Source organism: Pseudomonas marincola (assembly GCF_900116605.1).
GTDB classification, from domain to species: Bacteria; Pseudomonadota; Gammaproteobacteria; order Pseudomonadales; family Pseudomonadaceae; genus Aquipseudomonas; species Aquipseudomonas marincola.
Window position 1 is genome coordinate 46,451 of sequence record NZ_FPBC01000022.1, and the last position, 6,931, is coordinate 53,381.

General features: G+C 57.4%; 6 protein-coding genes. 4 read left to right on the forward strand and 2 right to left on the reverse strand.

The genetic code is table 11. From position 1 onward, the window contains the following. Positions 1–89: 89 nt before the first annotated feature. From BM395_RS22430 to BM395_RS22440, 3 genes are all read left to right on the forward strand, one after another. Positions 90–566: a TRAP transporter small permease gene (locus tag BM395_RS22430; protein WP_069902584.1), complete on the forward strand. Its 477-nt coding sequence runs from the start codon at positions 90–92 to the stop codon at positions 564–566. Beyond that, positions 556–1,851: a TRAP transporter large permease gene (locus BM395_RS22435; RefSeq protein WP_069902585.1), complete on the forward strand. Its 1,296-nt coding sequence runs from the start codon at positions 556–558 to the stop codon at positions 1,849–1,851. Before BM395_RS22430 ends, BM395_RS22435 begins: the two co-directional genes overlap by 11 nt. A gap of 155 nt (positions 1,852–2,006) precedes the next feature. Continuing rightward, on the forward strand, positions 2,007–3,092 hold the full coding sequence (locus BM395_RS22440) for a GGDEF domain-containing protein (RefSeq protein ID WP_090515790.1): 1,086 nt from the start codon (positions 2,007–2,009) through the stop codon (positions 3,090–3,092). 19 nt (positions 3,093–3,111) lie between these two features. On the opposite strand, the gene BM395_RS22445 is transcribed toward BM395_RS22440, so the two are convergent. Continuing rightward, positions 3,112–4,140, reverse strand: a complete 1,029-nt coding sequence (locus BM395_RS22445) for an AraC family transcriptional regulator (protein ID WP_090515797.1) — start codon at positions 4,138–4,140, stop codon at positions 3,112–3,114. A gap of 125 nt (positions 4,141–4,265) precedes the next feature. Between BM395_RS22445 and BM395_RS22450 the strand changes: the two genes are divergently transcribed. Further along, positions 4,266–5,864, forward strand: a complete 1,599-nt coding sequence (locus BM395_RS22450; protein WP_090515793.1) for a GMC family oxidoreductase — start codon at positions 4,266–4,268, stop codon at positions 5,862–5,864. A 108-nt stretch (positions 5,865–5,972) separates the two neighbouring features. Here BM395_RS22450 and BM395_RS22455 read toward each other — a convergent pair whose 3' ends face one another. Then, on the reverse strand, positions 5,973–6,293 hold the full coding sequence (locus BM395_RS22455; RefSeq protein ID WP_090515795.1) for a hypothetical protein: 321 nt from the start codon (positions 6,291–6,293) through the stop codon (positions 5,973–5,975). Between the last annotated feature and the right edge of the window lie 638 nt (positions 6,294–6,931).

Genomic DNA, 6,931 nt, shown 5'->3' on the forward strand with positions numbered 1-6,931 from the left:
GCGGGGCGCAGTTTGCGGCGCCCTGCGATACGTCCCCATGATCGAGTTTTACCCGCAAGCCTCCGGGCTTGCGGTTGTTTGAGGTCTTTATGAAAAAACAACCGGACGCGCGCTTCGAGCGTGCGCTGGCTACCTTGGCGCTGGTGATCATTAGCCTGATCAGCCTGGCCAACGTGGTGGTGCGTTACTTCACCAATGCATCTTTTGCGTTTACCGAAGAGTTTTCCGTGTTCCTGCTGGTTATCCTGACCTTTGCCGGCGCATCGGTTGCGCTGCGCAGTAACCGCCACATTCGCATCGGCATGCTGGAGCGGATGTTTCCGCGTCTGCGCACGCCGCTAATCATCGTGCAATGGCTGGCAGCTGTGCTGGTGCTCGGCCTGGTGGTTGCTTATGGCGGTCAATTCGCCTGGGAAGAATTCCAATGGGACTCCGAGTCACCGGGCTTGGGGTTGCCTAACTGGTGGTACGTAATCTGGCTGCCGTTGCTCGGCCTGTTGATGCTGTGGCGGGTGACTCAAATGAGCCTCGACCGTCTGCGCGGGAGGATCAGCGATGAGCCCTGATATGTGGTTGATTCTGAGCTTTCTGGCGCTGCTGATACTGGGTGTGCCGGTGGCTTTCGCGCTGGGATTGTCGGGTGCTATTGGCATCATCGCCGGGCTGTCACCGGACATGCTCGCAACACTCGGCACCAATACCTACAACGGCGTGGCCAAATACCCGCTGATCGCCATTCCGCTGTTCATCCTCACCGGCTTGGTGTTTGAAAAAGCCGGTGTTGCGCTGCGCTTGGTGCGCTTTGCCCAAGCGCTGATCGGCCCGCGTCACGGTGGCTTAGCGCTGGTAGCGATTCTCGTGTGCCTGATCATGGGCGGCATGAGTGGTTCCGGCCCGGCGGATGCGGCGGCGGTGGCGATGGTGATGCTGCCCAGCATGACCAAGGCCGGCTACCCCAAACCCTTCTCGGCAACGCTGATTGCGGCGTCGGCCTCCACCGCGATTTTGATCCCGCCTTCAATCGCGCTGATTCTCTACTCGATTGTGGTGCCCGGTGTAGATCTGCGCGCGCTGTTTGCCGCTGGCCTGTTTCCGGGAATCATCGCCGGGCTGGTCTTGCTGCTGCCCGCGTGGTTGCTGTCACGCCATTACGGCTGGGAGTCGCCCGATGAGGTCGAGCGCCCGGCGGTTTGGGAAAGTTTCAAGCAGGCGTTACCGGCACTGTTTGCCCCGGTGATCATTCTCGGTGGTCTGCGCAGCGGCCTGTTCACCCCAACCGAAGCGGCAGTGGCCGGTGTGACTTACGGCGTACTGGTTGGCTTGTGGCTAACCCGCGAGCTGGACTTGCGCAGTTTGTGGCGCTTGTGTGGTGAAGCAGCGGTGATCTCGGGCGTGGTCATGCTGATTATCGCGCTGGCAGGCATTTTTGCCTGGGCCGGCACCATGCTCGGCACATTCCGCCATTTGGCCGAGTGGCTGATTTCGTTGTCGGATAACGGCACGGTGTTGCTGATACTGGTCATGGTCGCGGTGCTGCTGGCGGGCATGCTGCTGGATGCCATCTCGATCTATCTGATTCTGATGCCGATCCTGATTCCGGTGATGCAGCACTTCGGCTGGAACCCGGTTTGGTTCGGTATTCTGCTGGCGATGAACATTGCCATCGGCCAATTTACACCGCCAGTCGCGATCAACTTGATGGTAACTGCTGAGGTGGCAAAAATCCGCCTGGAGCAAACCGTGGGCTGGGCGCTGCTGTTTGTCGTGGTCATGGGCAGTGCGCTGGTGCTGGTAGCGGTGTTCCCTGAAATCGCCTTGTGGTTGCCGCGTGTGCTGGGTTACTCGGTTTAAGCTATTGTTGAACCCGTAGTCAGGTATTTTCAGATTGCCGGTGTAAAAGCCGGTAATCAGGCTATATTGTTGCGTTAGGCTGTTCAGGGGCTGACGACTCGTTGCAGAGTTCGCAATGTTGTCAGACCTCCTGATTACGAAGCGCAGGGAAATGGATGCCATCCTCCAGTATTGAGAAACGCTCGAATAGCGGGCTGGCTGAAACTGGCAAACGAACGTTGATGCGGGTCATTCTGGCGTCGACGGGTGTCACGCTGGGCGGCTTTTCTGTGTTGCAGTTTCTGGCCGGCAACCACCTGTTTGCGCTGCTCGAAGTGGTGATGACCGCTGTGCTGTTATACGGCGCATGGCGGATTGTGCATGTGCGCAACATGACGCCCTGGATCTACCTGTACATCATCCCGACATCGGCGTTTATCACGTACATCATTATCATGCCCGACGCCTCCAAGGCGGCATTTGTGTGGGTGTACACCATTCCGCTGATGTCGTATCTCTTGCTGGGCCGGGCGCGTGGCTTCCTGCTTTCCACGCCTTTGATGATTATTCCGACGGTGCTCTACTTTGAGCAACACAAGGTGGCCTTGGATACGGCGGGATTGATCGATCTTGGCAACGCCGTGGCCTGCGGCCTGCTGATCATTGCCTTTGTGCACATTTACGAAACCTTGCGCGCAGCGGCTCATGCGCAGCTTGAACACATCGCCCAGACAGATGCATTAACCGGGGTAATGAGCCGTGGCAGTTTTCAGCAGGTGCTCGATGGCAGCATTGCCGAAGCGGAGCGCAGCCAGGCGCCGCTGGTACTGGTAATCATGGACATCGACCACTTCAAGGGCGTTAACGATGACTGGGGCCACGATGCCGGTGATCAGGCCTTGAGACACATGAGCACGCTGCTTAAACAGCGCCTGCGCGTGACTGACAGTGTTGGCCGTTTGGGCGGGGAGGAATTTGGCGTGCTGTTGCGCAATACCGACAGCGACCGTGCCGCCAACCTGATTGAAGCGTTGCGCGTGCAAATCGTCAGCACGCCTTTGCAATACGGTGAAGATATCGTGCCGCTGTCTGCCACTTTTGGTCTGGCGGAATGGCCGCATGATGGCCGCACCTCCAACGAACTTTATCGTTGTGCGGACAAACGTCTTTATCTTGGCAAAAGTCGCGGGCGTAATCAGTTGGTCGGGCGCGATTATCGCGGGGCGGAAATGCCTGCGCACTCATTAAATCCGTCGCTCTAGCGTGGCGTAGCTTTTACGCTTAAAGCTGATTGTGTGACGCTTCCATGCTCAGCAGTTTGCGTCGGAAAGCCAGCGGCGTTAGCCCGAACCAACGCTTACAAGCCCGATTAAGCACACTCTGTTCGCTGTAACCCAACAGGCCGGCAATCTGCGAAATCGGCATGTGCCGCTCGGCCAGATACTGCTCAGTCAGCTCCTTGCGAATGCCCTCAAGCAACTCGTCAAAATGCATATCCAGCTCCGCGAGCCGGCGCTGCAGCACGCGTGGGTGCAGACCCAGTTGTTCGGCTACCGTGGGCAGACGGCAGCGATGAGTGGGCAGCAAGCGGCTAATCAGCTTGTTCACCTGCGCCACCAGATCAGAGCCGTTTTGCAGGCTGTGCTGCTGCAGATAATCTTCAAGTGTTCGGTGCAGATTATAGTTTTGCTGCTCAATCGGCCGGGCCAGTTGTTCAGCCGTCATCACCAGCGCATTGTGCGCCTCGCCAGTGAGGACACGGCTGGCGAAATAGCGCCGGTAAGTGGCGGGCGGCAGCGTGCTGGAGCTGGTCAGGCTGACGGCATACGGGGCGAAATTGCTGCCGCACAACAACTTCATCGCATTCAAGGCCACTCCCAACGCCAGCTCGGTCATCTGCCGCTTGTAGCGAACTTGCGGCAGATTGAGCGTGATAACCCATTGGGTTAACTGCGAATCGCGGGTGTTCAGTTCAAGCTCGATGCCGGGGCTGTGATAACTGATAAACCGCACAATATCCGTGAGCGCCTGACCAACAGTGGCGCAGCTCAGGGCGATTACCGCGATGGGCCCGAGAATTTGCATGTCCTGATATTTGGCCATGCGCAGGCCAAAGTCCGGGCAATCGAGGCTGTTAGCGGCATGCTCAAGCAAGCCAACCAGCGCGCTGAGCGGCAGGCGCGCGTCTTCATCATCCAGCAGCGCGGGGTTGATGTGGAAGCGATCGAGCATTGCATCGGCGTCGCCGCCCAGTTCGCGGGTCAATTCGCGAAAGCCGATGAATGAGGTGGTTCTGATCAGTGCGGTCATGGTTCCAAAGATCAAATAAAAGTCATCAAAGATCAATAATTACCTAGACTGAATGATGAAAATCGAACCTGTAGCTTTCGCGTCGCGTTCGATGGCGCATAAAACAATAACAATTGGAGTGCCAGATGACATTCGATTACATCATCGTAGGTGCCGGCTCGGCTGGCTGCGTACTTGCCAACCGCCTGAGTGCCGATCCCGCCGTTAGCGTTTGCCTGCTCGAAGCCGGACCACAAGACTCCTCTCCGTTTATCCACATGCCAGCCGGGATCGCAGTCATCCTGCCGACCAAGCATGTCAACTGGGCCTTCAATACCGTCCCGCAGCCGGGCCTCAATGGTCGTCTGGGCTATCAGCCGCGTGGCAAGACGCTGGGCGGCAGCAGCTCGATCAACGGCATGATCTACATCCGTGGCCATAAAACCGACTTCGATGACTGGCATGCCCTGGGCAATGAAGGCTGGTCTTACGATGATGTGCTGCCGTATTTCCGCAAAAGTGAAAACTACTACGGCGGCGAGTGTGAGTATCACGGCGCCGGCGGTGAGCTGTATGTGGGCCGCGCCGATGTGCAACAAGCCACGCACGACTTCGTCAAAGCCGGCACCGATGCCGGCCACTCCTTCAATGCCGACTTCAATGGCAAAGAACAGGAAGGCGTTGGTTACTTCGACGTCAACATCCGCGACGGCCGTCGCTGGAGCGCAGCCACCGCATTCCTCAAGCCGGTGCGTGAAGCGCGCAAAAACCTGACCGTAATCAGCGGTGCGCTGGCTGAACGAGTCCTGCTGCAAGGCAAGCAGGCAGTGGGTATCGAACTGAGCGTTAAAGGCAATCGACAAATAATCAGCGCGCGCAAAGAGGTATTGCTCTGCGGTGGCGTGTTCGGCACGCCGCAACTGATGATGCTTTCGGGTATCGGCCCGGAAGCCGAACTGAAAAAGCACGGTATTCCGGTCCAGCATGAACTGCCGGGCGTTGGCGAAAACCTCAAGGATCACCCCGATGTGGTGCAGTGCTACAAGAGCACCGACCGCTCACTCATGGGCGTCTCTCTGCGGGCTTCGCCACGCCTGACCAAAGACCTTTACGACTACAGCCGAACCAAGAAAGGCCCATTGGCGAGCAACCTTGCCGAAGCCGGCGCCTTCCTGAAAACCGACGCCACCCTCGACCGCCCCGATATCCAGCTGCATTCGGTGGTGGGCTTGATTGATAACCACAACCGCAAGCTGCATTGGGGCCATGGTTTCAGCGCACACATCTGCGTATTGCGGCCGAAGAGCGTCGGCAGCATGGGCCTGAATTCGCCAGACCCGAAAGACGCGCCGCGTATCGACCCGAATATCCTCGGTGACGATCACGACGTCGAGACCATGCTCAAGGGTTTCAGGATGACCCGCGAAATCATCGCCCAGTCGCCGATGGCGCATCTGCAGCTAAAGGAAATGTACGGCATCAATCAGGATCAGGACGAACAACTGATCAAGCTGATTCGTGATCGCACAGACACCATCTACCACCCGGTAGGCACCTGCAAAATGGGTTCAGATGAAATGGCCGTGGTCGACAGCAAACTGCGTGTGCACGGCATTCAAGGCCTGCGCGTGGTCGACGCCTCGGTGATGCCAACGCTGATCGGCGGCAACACCAACGCGCCAACCATCATGATCGCCGAACGTGCAGCCGAGTGGATATTGCAGGATCAAGCTACGAACGCCTAGCAACAGAGCACGGCTGAACGCTAGCCGTTGGTGCTTTGCAGCAAGGTTGTGGGGTTGTGCAATGGCAATCAACGATTGCACAACCCCACAGCGCGTTTAGACATCAAATCAAACGAAGTTCTGGCGCGCAGCACCACGCGGCAGACGATTACGCCCCGGCAGCTCCTGCAGGCGCTGTTGCCATGCAGCCTTAACGCTCATCGCAGGCTTGGCCTTAACCTGTTCCGCCGCCGCTTTCTCAGCTTTGGCTGCCGCACGCAACTCAGCCAGCGTAGGCGTTCTGCGGGCCACGGCAGGCGCCGCTTCCTTCTCAATAGAACGCAGGCAAAGCTTGCAGGAAACCTGCTCCTTTTCCCCGGTAGTGCTCAGGCTAGAACCCGTGCGGCCGCAAGCCACAGCGTCAGGGGAGGGCGAGTAGTGAATAGCCAACGTTACATCTCCAGCTTTTAACAAAGCCGGCGATTTTACATATCTAGTGGCGAGTGTGCGTCTGGAAATGGGACGAAAGGTTGTTGGGGGGGGGAATTGGGATGGGGATGTTTTGGGGTAACGAAAACGACCAGCGCTTAGGCTGGTCGTTTGGGTTGTGTTGCTTTGTGTTGCTTTTGGGCCTACACGGACTAGAACCGTGGAACAAAGGATTATTAGTTGCCTAGAAACGCTGCAAGCCCAGTGAAATCGGGCGTAGCTTAGCGCAGGTACAGTGAGCTGGAAGTAGCGCTGTAGAGCGGGTTAAGCGTAATTTTGCGAAATCTGCAAAAGCTGGGCGCTGTACCGCTGTTGTACCTTTGGCGTGATATGAGCGGCGCGTCAGCGCAGCACGTAGGTTTGCACCAATCTCATTTCGAGCTTGCTGGGTATAGTCGTTTCGGCGTGGCATGAATTTTCTGTTGTCCAAGCTGTAAAGCAGTACACGCACAGGTCATGCTGGGAGGCATTGCAGTAATGCCTCCCAAATCAATGAGTCATATAGCTAAGGAAACTCTGAAGAAGACTTCCTTATTTTGGCAAAATGCCCGGACTCCACCCGCCGAGTTTTCCGATGAAGCAGATGACCTTCGCCGACG